The organism is Stenotrophomonas sp. Marseille-Q4652, from assembly GCF_916618915.1.
Lineage (GTDB): Bacteria > Pseudomonadota > Gammaproteobacteria > Xanthomonadales > Xanthomonadaceae > Stenotrophomonas.
This window is the reverse complement of record NZ_CAKAKE010000001.1, coordinates 1,169,548-1,183,645: the sequence shown is the minus strand read 5'-3', so window position 1 is coordinate 1,183,645 and position 14,098 is coordinate 1,169,548. Positions and strand designations below refer to the sequence as shown.

The following is a 14,098-nucleotide window of genomic DNA, read 5'->3' as shown; positions in this document are numbered from 1 at the left end:
TGCCTAGAAATCGAATTCGCTGGTGAAGGATCGGCGGATGGAGTAGCGCACCGCCTTGTACTTGGTGTGATGCGAAGTGCCCTCGACGGGCTCCTCAAGTCGTAGCTCCACCTGCTGATTGTTCGCTGTATCCGCCTTGCGGCTGAGCAGCAGGCGCAACGGCAATTCGCGCTCGCGCGGATTGTCTGAGGTGAAATCGAACAACAGCTCATGCTGACCAGAGATCAACTCACCCGTGAGCGTGTACAGGCCAGCACGCAGACGCCGAGGCTGGCGTTTCTCCGTGATGGCTTCACGCTGGTACAGCACCACGGCCAATTGCCCCGTGGTGATGGTCTTGCTCCCATCACCAATGAAATCCACCTCCACGCGTCCAACATCACTCTGGCGCTTCTTGTTGATGTGCAGCAGAGGGATCACTACCTCCTGCAAGGTGGCACCGCCATGCACGAACCGGCTGCCGGAACCCTTGAGCCGCAGGCGGTTGATGGACTTCGGGATCTGCACTTCCAACGAGCCGTCCAGTCCCAGTTGCGCGGGCCGGAAGGTCTTGAAGCCCGGCCCTTCGCGCAGGCTCCTACCCAGCACGAAACGCCGGTCGCGATAAAGAATCTGCTCGCCCGCTGGTTCACTGCTGAGGAAGTCGCTTTCCTGCAATGGGTGATGTTGATAGATGAAGCCGTGGTCTGCCGTCAGCAGCAGATTGCTGGCATTGGCATTGAACAGCTTCTTGATCACCCCGACCAGCTCTTCCAGCGTCTCCTGCGCGGCGGCGAACACGCGCTCTTCGGTATCCCGGGTGTCGCCGGTCTTGTCGATCAGGTTGTGATAGACGTAAACCACATCATGGTCGCGTACCAAGGCGCGGGAATCTTCCTTGCCCATGGCCAGCACGTCCTTGGCCAGCACCACCGTCGAGGCCGGTACTGCAGCGGCCAGTATTTTGCGCCGGTTAGCCGAACCCTGTGCGCTCTGGCCATCGACCAGCGCATCACCGCTGTCGCCGTCGGCCAGTGCGAGGCGCGTGTTCGGCAACAGCGCCGCCATGCCCAGTTGCGTGTAGCTGGGCAACATCGACAGCATCGGCTCCAGGCTGGCCTCGTACTTGTCTTCCTGCCGGATCAGGCTCTGCAGCTCTTCACCCACCTCGTAACGGAAAGCATCGGAAATCAGCACGCATACCTTGGCCTTGCGCTCCAGAAAAGGCTGGACATAACGTTTGGCAAAGTCACGCTGCAGCGGTACCGACTCCACCTTCCAATGCTGCGCGGCGTCCACATGCTGTTGCCACTGGTTGTTGAGGTGGGTCAGATAGTTGGTGCTGTAGAAGTTCTCGACGCTGGTTGCCAGTTGCCCCAGCAGCGACGCCTGTCCGGATTCGCGCATGTGATAGATGAACTTGCGATAGCGCTGATCCAGCCGGAACCAGTGGGCCGCGTACTTGCGCACGCCATCATCCAGCGAACGCATCTCCAGCGACGTGGTGTCCAGCAGATGCATGAACTGGGCCGCGTGTTCCAGTGCCAAGTACACATGTTCGAAGTTCTCGAACCAATGGCTCTGCCGGCGCAGGCGCACCCATTGCTCCACCTCGGCGGCGGTGATGGTGCGCGCCACTACCGCATGCACCAACTCGCTGAGAACCTTGCGGTCGATCAGCTCGAAGTAATCCAGTTCTGCCAACTTTCGATAGTCCAACGCCTGCAGTTTCTCGTCGATTTGCAGGAGCTGCGCACACTGCCCGGAGAGCGCCTCAAAACTGGCCTTGTGCGAGCGGCTGTCTTTCCAGCGGCGCAGGAACACCAGCGACTCGGAGGACAAGGTGCTGACGCAGGAAGGGTCGATGCCGGTCAGGAAGCTGTTCTTGAACAGCTCGATCACAAAGTCCTGCAGGCCCGGCTGCGGCGAGTCATAACCATAGGCACGCTTGATCTGCTGCCACAGATAGTCATTCAATTGACTGCGTTCGATCAGCTTGATGCAGGTATCACGCCCCTGGGCCAGCTCGGCCAGCAAGGTTTCCAGAATGGCATCCAGGCGAGGCTCGCCGCCCGTGCACACGGCCAGCATCTTGCGCTGCAACTGTGTTTGCGAATCGCCCGGTTGCAGCAGTTTCATCAGGGCGTCGCGGCGCTTGGCAGACTCAAAGAAGACCTGGTGCGTTTCCACCAGCGTGTAGTCGTTGGGCCCCAGGCCCAATTCCGCCAGCCACAGGGCCACCTGATCGGTCTGGAAGATCCGCCCGCTGGCCAACTGCACGTCCAGCAGCCAATTATCCAGATGGGCCGGCTCGGGCCCCTCCCGGTACAGCAGGAACTTCTGCTGCGCCTGCTCACGCAGCACGCGGTATTTCACGCCGAACTCGTTGTTGGCCAGTTCGATCTTTTCCACCTCGGGCAGCGTCAGCGTTTCGAACGCGCTACGGAATTCCCGGCGCGTGTCATACCAGAACACGATGCGCTGCTTGTCGAACAGGTTGGCCAACGCCTCGTGGATTCGGCTGTTGCTCATGTCAGTCCTCGTCCTTGGCGGCCAGGCCCGGAATCTTCTTCAGCGCACCCTCGAACTTGAGGTAGTTCACCTTCACCCCGTCATCCAGGTCGATCGGTACCTGCTGGGTGGCCAGCGGGTAGAGGACATCGCGCTCGTAGCCTTCCAGTTCGGCCAGCACCTTGGCCAGACGATCGGTTTCCTTCAAGGCACGGGTCTTGTCGCCCTGGCTAATGGCCGGGTTGATGCTGATGGCGGCTTGGCGTTCTTTCTCGGTGACAAGCTTTTCGCGGTAGTCGCGCAGGTAGCGCAGCACCACGCTCACCGTGTCCGGGCGGTAGCGGTGCATGTAGATCAGCGCATTGAAGCTGCCCTTGGGGCTGGAGAACAGCCAGTAAATTGGGCGCTTCTTGTAGCGCTTCACATGCTCGGCATAGAACTCGCCCAGCAGGTAATCGCGCAGGCCGTAGTTGCGCTTGCCCTTGATGTTGAGCGCCTGCTCGATGAACGCCAGGTTGTCCTCGTAATGCGCGTCGCCAAACGCCACGCGCAGGAACTGGCGCACCCGCAGCGTGACGTCATCCGGGAACCAGTCGCCATCCAGCATGGGGATCACGTTGTCGTCATCGGCGGGAAAGCGTGGCTGCGGCGCCTGGGCCAGGTAATCAGCCAGCGTGTCGCCCTGGTTGGCCAGGATCAGCCCCGGCTTGTCCAAGCTGTAGCGGCCGAACATGCAGCCCACGGCATAGCTCACCAGCTCGCGCATGGTGTCGGCCAGCAACAGGGCTTCCAGTTCGTCTTCGCTCTTGTCACCGCCATAGCGGTAGTGTGGGTTGCAGGTGAGCGTGATCTCCGCCAACGGCACCTCGGGCGTCAGTTCATCCTCCAGGCCGTAGGCGTCGATGAAGATGCGGTTGTTATCTTCTTCCAGACGCTGCATTTCCAGCGTCATCTCGCGCCAGTGAGTGCGTAAGGATTGATAGCTGGCTTGTAGAGTCGACTGGCGGTAGTCGGGATGCAGTAGTTGGAAGGCGGTGAAGTCCCAGGAGGTTTCGTAGGCGTTCCAATCACTGCGAGAGCACGAAATATTGCTGTCAACATTTTTCTCAACCTTCCCGCGTGATTCATTTTCCACCTTGATAGGTAGGCTTTTTAAATTTCCAGCTTGATAATTTAGCGTTGGATTAAGAAGTGCGAGCACTTCAAAGCAAACCACTGAAGACAGGAAACCAAGGACATATTTAATATCTCTTGCATCAAGAAAAAGTGTGGAGCCTGCAACATCAAAAGCAAAACCCGTTGGAAGGAAGCGAATTCCAAATTTAGATGAACTGATGAATGACCACGTCAATCCTTGTCTAAAGTAATGACTCCATCCGCCATTCTCTCTGTGCCCGGACATGGTATCCATGTAGTTGCGACCAGCAGAATCAAACCAGAGCACGTGTTGCTGATTTCCATACCAAAGCCTAAAGTCCCCCCCTTTGTTGTAAGGAAAATATCGCGCCTTGCTGCCTTCCAATTGCGTGACATCAGTCAAAGAGAAGTCGATCAAATTTTGACCTACCTCCCACCAGTTTCTAACAAATATCGCATTTCGCCCGGTGCCCATTCCAATCTTTACTTGAGCGACATCTTCAATCAGTTTGTCTTTATCAAATGACTCAAGGATTCCTTCTCTTGCCCAATAAGCAATTGGATTGGACGGAATTTTCTTAAAATCAACAGCTGAAGCTCGATAGAAATACTTCTCCACCCCCTGCTCACGGCTGCTGTTCTGATTTCTGCTCATTCTGCTTCTCCCGCCGGCAACACTTTGCGGCCAACATCAATTTCGAATCCATCCGGCACCGGCTTGAATGGCTTGTCCCGCGAGCGGTAGCCACTCTGGAACTGGCGCAGCGCCTTCACGTCGATCTCGCCGATCACACAATGGTCGGTGACGCCGCCCTTGATGCTCAGCGCATCGCGCGTCCAACTCCCCCTGAACAAACCACTGATGTAATCAAGCATATCCAGCCTCCTCTGGTATAGGTGCGGCTGGCATGACGCGACTCGCAGGCCACTTTGGGAATACTTCGTTCCACTTTTCCAGATTCACCACTTGACAACTTTTCGCCAGCGCTTGAGTCCAGCGCCTAGGTTTTTTCCCGACGGGGAGCTCGCGCTTTAGCTCATTGAGCATCCTGCTATTTAGGGCATTGTCGAATGTCAGGACGCAGATGTAATGGACAGGCTTATCGACTTTCCCTTCGGCATAACGATAAAGATGCGAATCCCTGAATTTGTATTTCAGGTAGCCTTTAAGCCACTTAAAACTGTCCTGGCGTCCCTGGCGCTCATCATCATTCGCGGCCTTCGCCACGTCATACGCAGACGGATCGTCATAGTCCTTTATTTCGACGTAAACGTATGCCTCATCGAATTCTGCGACGATATCGACACCCTTCATCGGTGCACCGTGGAATGTAGGCTTACTGCTATCCTTCTCGTCGAATACATAGGCATCTATCGCATCAGAGAAGCGAAACTCAAATCCATCGGCAACAACGACCTTCATTTCCCAAGATCCCCCATGTCATTCTCGATCTCCTGATTGATGAGATAGCCGAAAGTGTCATCAATGGGGTTGGGAGTAATGTGAAGATAATCGTCAGTCGTTGATGCTTTTACGTCTCTTGTGGAGGAGTCGCGATAAAGGCTGAAGAATCGCACTTGATCCCCTTTGCCCTTGTCCATCAACAGGTCAAACCACTTGAGCAGTACATAGTCATGAGTAGCAAGGATGATCTGCTGGCCGTTGCGAGCCAGTTCCAGTAGCACCTGCACCAGATCCTTCATCAGCTTGGGGTTGAGGTTGGATTCGGGCTCATCCCACAGCAGTGGACCAGTGATGCCGGGGTTAAGACTGCCATTGCTGAGGAGGCGCTGAAGCACGCCAATTTTTCGGAAGCCCTCGGCCGTCATGCCGCTGGACAGGTGCTGCTTGCTGCTGGGCATGAATCTCCATTCGGTGCTGTCCTGGTACATCTGCGCGTGCTGGGCTTTGCTGCGCGTGGCGGCGTCCTTCTCCACGTAGCGGCCAGCCTCGAAGACGAAGCGGCCGTTTTCCAGCCGGTATTGCCCGTCAATCAGATTGGTCAGACGAGGCACGATGCTGGCAAAGCGTGGATCGAGTTGAACTTTAGCGTCCAGGTCGGATGTGCCTTCTTTGGCCAACTGGTTGGCCAGATCCAGATAGCCGTCGTCAAAGATGCGTTCGATGGTGGGCAGATGGGGCTGTTCGGCCGTGAGGCCGCGCACCAGTGACAACACCTCTTTGGTCGGAATGAAGATGGCGGGAGAAGCCTCACCTTGTGCGTTGGTGCTGACTTTGACCACCGTGGCGGCGCCGCTGAACTGGGCGGTGATTTCATGACCGGATGCAAAGGTGACGCTCAGCATGGCCTCGCCGCGTTCGCCAGCGCGGCGCAGTTCGCCAACTTGATCACTCAGCGGGTGATAGAGCCGGCACAGCTTGCGGGCGAGCTGCTCATCAGCATGTTCCCCACGGGCCTCCGGCCCACTTAGCGCCAGAATGGCCTTGAGCAGTTGGGTTTTGCCAGTACCGTTCTCGCCGATGACGATGTTGATGCCTGGCGAGAAGTCAATGCTCAGGTCGGTGAAGGCGATGAAATTTTTGAGGTGCAGCTTGCTGATCATTTCGTCCTTCCTTGTTCAATCGCCTTGGTCAGCATTTCCATCTTCTCCGCTTCCGAATTGCCATCCACCAGTCGCAGATACGCGCCCCGATAGTCCGGCTTGTGTGCGTTCTCCAGCACGAACGCCGTGGTGGAAACGACTTCGCCACCGATACTGTCGAAGGCCCGCGCGCCCAGGTGTGCCATGGAAAGAATGGTGTTCTGGTTGAGGATGCGGCCGCGCAAAGCTTCGAACGATGACAGGAACATCCAGCTTTGCATGGTGATCATCGCCACTGCGCCCCCCGGCAATGCCATGTCCAGGTTGCGCTCGATGAACATCGCAAACAGGTCAGACTTGCTGTTGGGGTAGTTCTCCTTGGCCCACGCGCTCAACCGCCCATTCATGCCCTTGCTGCCCATGTACGGCGGGTTGGCGACGACCACGTGATAGCGCGGGCTCAGGTACTCGGCCATACGCAGTACGGTCAGCACCTTGCGGTGGGTTTCCGCCAGGAACAGGTTGCCGCCCATGTCCTGAGCTTGCAGCGTCGCCAGTGCATCGGCCGCGCTGGCCAACCGGGGCCGGATCAGCGAGCCGAAGTTATCGGCCTCGCCGAACTGTTGCAGGGTTTCGCGCAGCTCGTGGGTGAACAGGTCGCGGCCGGTGTGGCCCATGTACTCGTCCAGCTCGTCACGCTCGAACTTGACCTTTTCCAGCACGCAGATATTGGGCTTGATGCGCTTGTTGAAAAAGCGCCGCTGGCGGGCGCGTGCCTTCATGCTGAGCGCAAAAGCGGCCAGTTCGCCCGCGCGTTCGTCCAGCTCGATGCCGAACAGGTTGTGGGTAAGGATCAGCTCCGGGATCTGCGCCGGGTCGACGCCGTCCTCTTCGTACATGGCGTAGAGCAGGTCGAAGGCGTAGGTGAGCATGTGGCCCGAGCCGCAGGCCGGGTCGCAGACCTTGATGTCCTGCGGGCCGTTGATGCGGAGGAAATCGGTCTCGGGCTTTTCCGGTGGAATGTAGTACACCATTTGCTCAGCCAGCTTTGATGCCGGGCGGTTGAGCAGCCACAGGCGGCCTAGTGAGTTATCCACCAGATAGCGCACGATCCAGTGCGGGGTGAAGAGCTGGGTGGCCGCCGGGATGTTGTCCGGGGTGATCTTCTGGTTCTTCTTCAGCCCTTCGAAGACGGCGTCCTTCTTCTCCGAAATGTAGAACTGGTACAGCCAGCCGATGACTTCCACGCTTTTGCAGGCATCCGGCGTCATGGCCTCGCGGGTGTAGGCCAGGATGGCGTTACCCGAGAGCAGGTCGTCGGGCATCAACAGCTCGGTGTAATCGTCGATGCGCTGGAACAGGAAGGGCATGGCCTGATGCCAGGCATTACAGGCGGCGACCACCAGCAGGCGGTAAGCCTCGCCCTGGCCGTCATGGCTGGGCGTGCGGCCCGCCAGCAGATCGGCGATTTTCTGCTGTACCTTGGGTGGCACCATGTCTTCGTCGAAGTGGCCCATCTTGGCTTCGAGCAGGATCTCCGGCTGAAACTGGCCTTCAGCGGGCGACACCACGCCAATGCGCGTGTAGCGGTTCACATCCATGAAACGCAGGGCGCAGAAGCGGTTGAACCAGGTGTAGGCCACGCGCTCGATGACCGGATCCTGGCCATCGCTTTGCACAATGGCTTCTTCCAGCTTCTTCACGGCTTGCGGGTTTTCGCGCCGGGCTGCGCTATTGGGCGACAGCACCAGGGCCAGCTTGGCACTGACCTGCTCGCGCAAGGTGCGGCGGGCGAACTGGGCGAATTTCTTGAGTTTGCTGGTGTCCATCAATCGGCCTTCTTGCCGGGCAGCTTGCTCGAGCGTTTTTCGAGTTTCTTTTCGTCGGCCTTCACCCGTCGCTCCAGCTTCTTGATGTCCTCTTCTGCCGGCAGGTGCTCCGGTTGGATGCCGCGCTGGCCAAGCATGCCGCGCACGCTGAGGTTGTTCTGCACGTGTTCGTCGGTGATGCGGGTTTCGCCTTGCAGATTCGCCTGTTGCACGTTGTGGTTGGTCATCTCCGTGGCCAGGTTCTTGGCCGCGATGGTGAGGGTTGGCAGGAAGTCCGCCAGCGGCCGGGCCGGGGCAACTCCCAGGCGGTCTTTCATCTTCTGGGTGCTGTTGCCGCCGAACAGGGCGGTATCGCCCTTGGAGCGAATGCGACCGAAGCCGGCATCGTCCACGCCCCGTTCGTAGATGTTCTGGGATAGGGCTTTTTCCGATTCGCGCAGGCGGTCGCGGGCATCCAGGCGAGCCTGCAGACGCATGCGCTCCTCGATCAGCTCCTGCTTGCGGGTCTGGGTGGCGAAGTAGCTCTGGGCGAACGCAATGGCTTCCTTGCGGGGGTCGCCGTTCATGGCTACCAGGTAGCAGGCGTAGCGGGTGAGCATGAAGTCGTCGACCGGGCGCTCGGCACCGCTGCCAAGAGGGACCATTTTCGTGACGCCACGAAAATGGTCGTCCACGCTGTAACCCGTTGATTCACAAGCCTCCATGGCCCGCCGGATGGCGGTCATGAAGTTCTCCCAGCGGGCATAGTCCAGGGGTTGCTGCAGGTCGCGGGCGTACCAGAACTCGATGTTCTCACCGGGCATCCCCTGCACCAATGCATCCAGATGGTTCTGCATGCGCTGGATGACTTCGTTGGCCATGTCGCTGTCTCCCTTTGTCTCAGATCTGTACCCGATTGCCGGCCTGGATTTCCTTCAGCCAGGCTTCGCGCTGCTTTCGCAGGTAGTCGTCCAGCTCGGCCTCCGAAGCCAGCCACGGCTTGGCATAGCTGACCTTGATGGTGCGTGCCGCCACCAGCTTGGGTTCGGGTGCTTGTACGGGCGGGGGAGCCTCGCCGTCTGGGCCGGGTGATGCGGGTTCTGGCGCAGCACCGGACGGTGCTGGCCGGGCCAATTGTTCCAGTTGCAGCAGCAGCCGGGGGTAGTCCTCGTCTTCAAACCGGCGCAGTTGATCGCGGATCATGGCGATGCGCTTGTGGACCTGGATGCTTTGCCGAGCGTCACCGAAGGGCTGGATGAGCCGCGTGCGGTCAGTCGGGTTCAGCTGGCCGAATTCCGCCGCGTCTTGCAGGCGCTGTTCCAGCTCCAAGAGGCGCTCGCTGGCTTGCGTCTTCTCCTGCGCGAGCTGCTGGTCAATGGCGTGCTGCAGGGCGTCCAACTGCGGCTTGAGCTGCTGCAGGCGGTTGCCTTGCCAGGGACTTTTATCATCCAGCAAACCGCGCACCGCATCGACTTCGGTTGCGCCAACGTAGGCGAAGTTGTCTTCCTGCTCGGCAACCAGCTGGCGTGCCTGGTCGTAGATGGATTTCTGCGGGCTGCGCATGAAGCGCCGCAGCGGGTCGATGATGTTCTCCTTGGTGTCCAGCAGTGCATCTTCGGCCCGGGCCAGATCCGTAAGGAACCAGTTCGGGTTTTTGCTGGCCATGTCCTTCAAGGTGGTCAGCACCGGCGCCAATGCGCTCAGGAAGGGGTATTGCGCTTTTTGCCCGTGCAGCGCGCTCAATTCGGTTTCCAGCGTTTTCAGTGCATCGACGGTTTCACGGGCCAGTGCCCGGGCTTCGTTGCCGGCGGCGGGCTGATCGAAGAACTCAGCGTAGAACTCCTTGAGCGTGCGCAGCTGCGAGGCACTGAACTCGACCTGCGGCTCGAGCACCAGCGAAGGATGGGCATGGGTATTAAGCAAGCGGCGCTCCAGCGCATCGCCGTCAAGCGGATTGCTGTCCTGCCGGACCTCGACCTTGCCGCGGGCGCACAACAGGGCCAGGTTGCACAGGATGGCGGCGTGATACCAGCCGTAATTCTTGCGCTCGAAGCGCTCAAGCAAGCTCTTGACCGTAGTGCGCACGCCGCCACGGGCATTGCTCTGGATGAAGGCCAGCAGCTCCTGCTCCGGCTCGGTCAGACTGGCAGCATCGTTGGCCAGCAAGCCGTCCTTGGCTGTGCGCAGGTGTTTGCCGATGTCGGCTTCAGCAAATACCACGTCGTCGCGCAACATGCGCAGGTTGGGGTATGCGGTCTGCACCAGTTGCTCGAAGCCCTTGAGCACGCGGATCTGGCCATCTTCGCCGCCAACGTCCACGTCTGACGCGTTGATGATGAGCCTGGCTTTGCCCAGCAGCACACGCGCGCGAACCTGCAGATCGTTCAGGCGCTCGGTGTTCTGGGAGCCCTTGGCGTCGAGAATGCGTTTGACGGTTTCTTGCTGGGTATTGCTGTTCTGGCGGATGTATTTCTCGGTGCGCTTGTGCATGGCCAGGTCTTGCATGAAGCGCGCATCGGCCGGCAGGACCACCCGCAACTCATCGCGCCCCATGCTTTGCATGCGTTGCTGCGTGAGGAATCCTTCGGAATCGTCAAAGCCGTCGGTCAGCGGCGAGATGACATGGATGGCAAGTTCATGCTCGCGGCTGAGCACACGATCGTCGAGCTTGCGGGTATAAGGATAGTCCTGCCCGTGGCTGTGGCGGATCTTGCGCTGCTTGATGACGCCATCGAACAGCAGCTTCTCCAGCTCCTTGGCCAGGTCGGCGTTCTCGATGTCGGTGTTCTTGATTTCCTGTTCGACGTCTTTTTCTTCGTCGGTCAGGTATTCATAGACATCACCATTGCGCTGAATGTAGGTCTGCTGCTCCAGCAGATTGAGCGCCGCTTCGAGCTTCTTGTGTTGGGCGGGAATGTCCTCGCCAAAGCGTTCCAGCATCAGCACGCTCAGGTTGCGCGGTGTGGCCTTGAACTCCTTGACGTACTTGACCAGGAACAGCGCCTTGAGGACGCGCACGGCGTATGCGTCGTTGAGGTTGCGTTCGGCTACGTTGATGGCGCTCTGGATGCCGCCTTTCAGTGCACTGCGGATACCCCCGAACATGCGGTCGAAAGTGGCCAACTGACCGACCGATTCGTTCTCGATCGCCATGGCGACATCGCGAAAGACGCCAAGCATGGAGCGCTCGCCGACTGAGTTGGCCTTACCTTCGAAGCCGTTGTGCAGCGACAGCCCGCGAATGGCGGCCTGGAACAGCGGGAATTGGTAGGGAACGAAGGGATAGGCGTAGATGAAGTGCTCTTCATCGCGGAAGTTCTGATAGCGCTGGCCGCCATCGGCAAACTCGAACAGAGTCTTGAAGTTGTTGGCCTGCTGCGCATACACGCCCTGCAGCAGTTGGCGACCGTCATCGTTTTTGGCCAGCAAGCGCTTCTGGATCACCTCGGCCACATCGGCACTGGTGAGTTTGAGCCGGTTGGCAAAGCGGGCCTGGATTCTGGAAAAGTCGTTGCTTTGCTGCTTGCTCATGTCGCCCAGCACGTCGGTCATGTCCTCCTGGGCGGTGACGATGATCCAGGCGCGGCCTTGGCATTTGGTGGCCAGGCTTTCGGCCACCGTCTGCAGGTTGGTCATGAGCTTGGTGTTGTCGGCGATGTACTGCCCGACTTCGTCAACGAAGAAGTTCAGGCGGAAGTCGGCCGGTTGCTGGTCGAGCCAGGCCTTGACCTGATTGCCGAAATCCTCAATGGACACGCTGTACTGGCTGCGGTACTTGTCCAGGATGCCCTTGGCATGCGCGGCGTCTTCGCCGGTGACCTCAGCGTAGGCTTTGGTGATGTTGCCGGATTCAAGCAACGCCTGTTCCCGGCCGCGTTCCCACGGCTTGTTGGCCAGGTCCTGGTAGGCCGCCTTGAACGCTTGGAACTGGCTACGCCCGTCCAGGTCGCGCTCGAACTGCGCGATGTAGCCCTGCTTGCCGTAGTAGCCGCAGGTTTCGTTGAACACCTTGACGAACACCGACAGCAGCGCATCGACTTGGGTCTTGCTGATGATGTCGGCCTTCTGGTCGATGTTGAACAGAATGCTTTTGGATGGAATGGCGACGGCCTGCTTCAGCTTGGCGCGCAGCAGTTCATCGTCCTGAGGGATCTTGGGCAGAAACAGATCCAGTGCAGTGCTGCCGCCGACCTCACGGTTTTCCAGCAGCAAGGCCAGCATTTTCAGCAGATGCGACTTGCCCGAGCCGAAGAAGCCAGATACCCACACGCCGTTGGCAACCTGATAGTCAGTGTAGGCATCGAGAAAGTGTTCGAGGCGCTTGGCGACTTCGTCGGTCAGCACGTACTCGCTGAGCTCGGTGTACAGGCTGGCCTCATCGTCTGCCTTGATGACGCCTTCGATCGGGCGGCTGACCGGGCGCTTGAAAATGCCTTTGAGTTCCATCGGGTGTTTCCTCACGCCTGGATGTCGAAAATATTGAATGCGCGGTAGTACTTGTCGTCGTGCAGCAGCCCGAACAACTCCAGGGACGCCCCTTGTTCCAGCGAGTGGCGGTACTCCCCCGGAAAGAACATCACGGTGGGCTTCTCCTTGGCAGTGCTCTGCAGGTTGTTCAGCACGTTGTGCGAGCGGATATAGGGGAAGACTTCACCGACCCCGCTGAGGAACAGCACGTCGTAGTCACTTTGCGCCAGTCGCTCGCCGATCTGCGGGATCAGATGCCCCTTGATGTCCATGACGTTCTGCAACAGCTCTTGCAAGGCTTCTTTCTCGACCTCCGGCTCGGCAGCAAGAATCTCATCCCACAGATTGCTGCCCTCACTGCTGCCTTCACGCGCCTTGAGCATGTCGATGGTCAGGTCGTAGAGGTTGATCTCCAGTACCTTGACGCCCCGGCCCTGCAGGCATTCCACCTGCAGGCCTGCCAATGTGTTGACCAACTGGCGACGCATGCGCTGGATCTCGAAGGCCTCTGATGCCTTGAACTCGCAGATGTAAAAGGGCAGGTCGTTGTTCAACCCTCGCATTTGCAGGAATCGAGGACTGGCAATGACCTCGCGCAAATGGTCGAAGCGTTTTGCCAGCGGCTGCTGGCTGATCTTCTGGATCATTTCAGCCACCTCTTGATCTCTTGGTCACTTGCCGGGAACACCAGAAGCTCATCGACACCCCGCCGAGCCAGCAGCAGAGCGAGCTGTGGAGTCAGTACCGTTGGCTGGATCAGCAATTGCTCGGAGACCAATTCAGCCTCGCGCAACATGCGAAACAGGTTCTGCCTAAGCTTGCGTTGGGTGGACGGTGCCAATTCGTCCAGTTCGTCATGCCAGAGTGCTTTGGCGCTGACGAAAGCCTCGTAGTCGGCCGCGCTCAACTGACGTCGCAGAACGAGAAGGTTCTCCCGCAGTACTTCCCTGGCAAAGTCACGGACAAAGGCGTAGCGCCGGCAGGCAGCGACCCAGAGCAGATAGGCGCGGTCTCGCAAGTTGGAGTCGATTAGGACTTCCAACTCTTCAAAGTCGAGTAGTTCAAGACGCGCGATCAACTCTTTGCTGATGCGGGTGGACGCGGTAGCCGTCCTGACCTGCAGCACGTTCCCGCTACGCACATGCGAACGTGTTTGTTCCCAGTCCTGTGTGGTCAGGTAGTGCGCTGCAATCGCCGGGGCTTCGAGCAGGAACAGACCGCCTGTGGTGAAAGATAGGCGGTAGCGCTCAACCATCATCGCGCTCCTGCCGGGCATCGTCACTGTCGCTGGCTCCGCCGGCCTTGACCCAGGCGTCGACTTCCGCTTTCTGGAATTTCCAGAGCCTCCCCACTTTATGGGCGGGCATGTTGCGCTTGGCGATCCAGGCGTAGACGGTGTCCTTGCTGACCCCGAGGTGTTCGGTGATTTCTTCGACGCTCAGCCAACGGTCGGACATGGCAATGGATTCGTAGCAGTCTTGTGTACAAGAAGGAGATTTTACTGGATTTAACACGATCAGGCATGATTTAACAGGAAATCAAAGGGGCGGCCTGTGCGTGGCCGACCTCCAGCAGCATTCTGGGGTAGCTCCCGAGAAAGGCGCACAGGCAGCTCCAGTCGAACTGGAATGCTTTGCTAGTTGGAAACCTGC

General features: G+C 58.8%; 11 protein-coding genes. All 11 read right to left on the bottom strand.

Annotated elements, in window-relative coordinates; translation table 11 throughout:
- Positions 1–3 precede the first annotated feature (3 nt).
- Genes pglZ through LG380_RS05355 form a run of 11 tightly spaced genes read right to left on the bottom strand, consistent with a single transcriptional unit; the run spans position 4 to position 13,903 of the window.
- A complete protein-coding gene (pglZ, locus tag LG380_RS05405; RefSeq protein ID WP_225763947.1) occupies positions 4–2,511 on the bottom strand; it encodes a BREX-1 system phosphatase PglZ type A in 2,508 nt (835 codons plus the stop codon).
- A 1-nt stretch (position 2,512) separates the two neighbouring features.
- On the bottom strand, positions 2,513–4,282 hold the full coding sequence (gene pglX, locus LG380_RS05400) for a BREX-1 system adenine-specific DNA-methyltransferase PglX (RefSeq protein ID WP_225763946.1): 1,770 nt from the start codon (positions 4,280–4,282) through the stop codon (positions 2,513–2,515).
- Complete coding sequence (locus LG380_RS05395; RefSeq protein ID WP_225763945.1) at positions 4,279–4,503, bottom strand: hypothetical protein; 225 nt, start codon at positions 4,501–4,503, stop codon at positions 4,279–4,281. The genes pglX (LG380_RS05400) and LG380_RS05395 overlap by 4 nt, the downstream gene beginning before the upstream one ends.
- On the bottom strand, positions 4,496–5,050 hold the full coding sequence (locus LG380_RS05390) for a hypothetical protein (RefSeq protein ID WP_225763944.1): 555 nt from the start codon (positions 5,048–5,050) through the stop codon (positions 4,496–4,498). The genes LG380_RS05395 and LG380_RS05390 overlap by 8 nt, the downstream gene beginning before the upstream one ends.
- Positions 5,047–6,192 carry an AAA family ATPase gene (locus tag LG380_RS05385; RefSeq protein WP_225763943.1) on the bottom strand — a complete coding sequence of 382 codons (1,146 nt, stop codon included), beginning with the start codon at positions 6,190–6,192 and terminating at the stop codon, positions 5,047–5,049. Before LG380_RS05385 ends, LG380_RS05390 begins: the two co-directional genes overlap by 4 nt.
- Complete coding sequence (gene pglX, locus LG380_RS05380) at positions 6,189–8,000, bottom strand: BREX-1 system adenine-specific DNA-methyltransferase PglX (RefSeq protein WP_225763942.1); 1,812 nt, start codon at positions 7,998–8,000, stop codon at positions 6,189–6,191. The genes LG380_RS05385 and pglX (LG380_RS05380) overlap by 4 nt, the downstream gene beginning before the upstream one ends.
- Positions 8,000–8,860, bottom strand: coding sequence for a DNA damage-inducible protein D (gene dinD / locus LG380_RS05375; protein WP_225763941.1), 861 nt, complete (start codon positions 8,858–8,860; stop codon positions 8,000–8,002). The genes pglX (LG380_RS05380) and dinD overlap by 1 nt, the downstream gene beginning before the upstream one ends.
- 19 nt (positions 8,861–8,879) lie before the next feature.
- Positions 8,880–12,425 carry a BREX system P-loop protein BrxC gene (gene brxC, locus LG380_RS05370; RefSeq protein WP_225763940.1) on the bottom strand — a complete coding sequence of 1,182 codons (3,546 nt, stop codon included), beginning with the start codon at positions 12,423–12,425 and terminating at the stop codon, positions 8,880–8,882.
- 11 nt (positions 12,426–12,436) lie between these two features.
- Positions 12,437–13,093: a DUF1788 domain-containing protein gene (locus LG380_RS05365; protein WP_225763939.1), complete on the bottom strand. Its 657-nt coding sequence runs from the start codon at positions 13,091–13,093 to the stop codon at positions 12,437–12,439.
- Positions 13,090–13,701 carry a DUF1819 family protein gene (locus LG380_RS05360; protein ID WP_225763938.1) on the bottom strand — a complete coding sequence of 204 codons (612 nt, stop codon included), beginning with the start codon at positions 13,699–13,701 and terminating at the stop codon, positions 13,090–13,092. The genes LG380_RS05365 and LG380_RS05360 overlap by 4 nt, the downstream gene beginning before the upstream one ends.
- Positions 13,694–13,903 (bottom strand): helix-turn-helix domain-containing protein, encoded by a 210-nt coding sequence (locus tag LG380_RS05355; protein ID WP_225763937.1) that lies wholly within the window; start codon positions 13,901–13,903, stop codon positions 13,694–13,696. The genes LG380_RS05360 and LG380_RS05355 overlap by 8 nt, the downstream gene beginning before the upstream one ends.
- Positions 13,904–14,098 lie beyond the last annotated feature (195 nt).